General features: G+C 48.2%; 1 pseudogene. It reads right to left on the bottom strand.

What is annotated here, in order from left to right:
* Window positions 1-728: pseudogene (locus ACTHUM_RS16525) on the bottom strand (threonine ammonia-lyase, biosynthetic); the annotation flags it as partial.

Below are 728 nucleotides of genomic sequence, written 5' to 3'. Positions count from 1 at the left end.
TAACCCAAGCTCTCCAAGAAGTCGGTAAAGGCTTCATTGTCGCTTTCAGGTACATCGATACCGACCAAAATACGGCCGTAGTCCGCACCATGATTGCGATAATGGAACAAAGTAATATTCCATTCAGCACGCATATGGTTCAAGAAACGGGACAATGCGCCGGGGCGCTCCGGAAATTCAAAGCTGACCAAGCGTTCGCTGGATACTTTTTCCGTACGTCCGCCGACCATGTAACGGATATGGATTTTGGCGATTTCATCATTGGTCAAATCGACATTCGGTAAGCCTGCGTCAGCCAGTTGTTTGCTGATGACGGCCAAGTCTTGCGCACCGGCAGTTTGCAAGCCGACAAAAATATGAGCATTTTTATCGCTGCCGTAGCGATAGTTGAACTCAGTAATATTCCGACTACCCAAGACGTTGATAAACTTGAGGAAGCTGCCTTTTTCTTCAGGAATGGTAACGGCAAAAATACCTTCGTTGCCCTCGCCCAGCTCACTGCGTTCAGAAACATGGCGCAGGCGGTGGAAGTTCATGTTAGCGCCACTGGTGACGGCAACCAGGTTTTGACCTTGAATATTGTTTTTCGCAACGTAAGCCTTCAGGCCGGCAAGCGCCAATGCGCCTGCAGGTTCGGTAATGCTGCGCGTATCGTCAAAAATATCTTTAATTGCGCCGCACAACATATCCGTATTGACCGTAATAATTTCGTCCAACAGTTCTTTACA

Source organism: Neisseria sp. P0021.S006, assembly GCF_051956895.1.
This window is presented reverse-complemented; position numbering and strand designations above follow the sequence as displayed.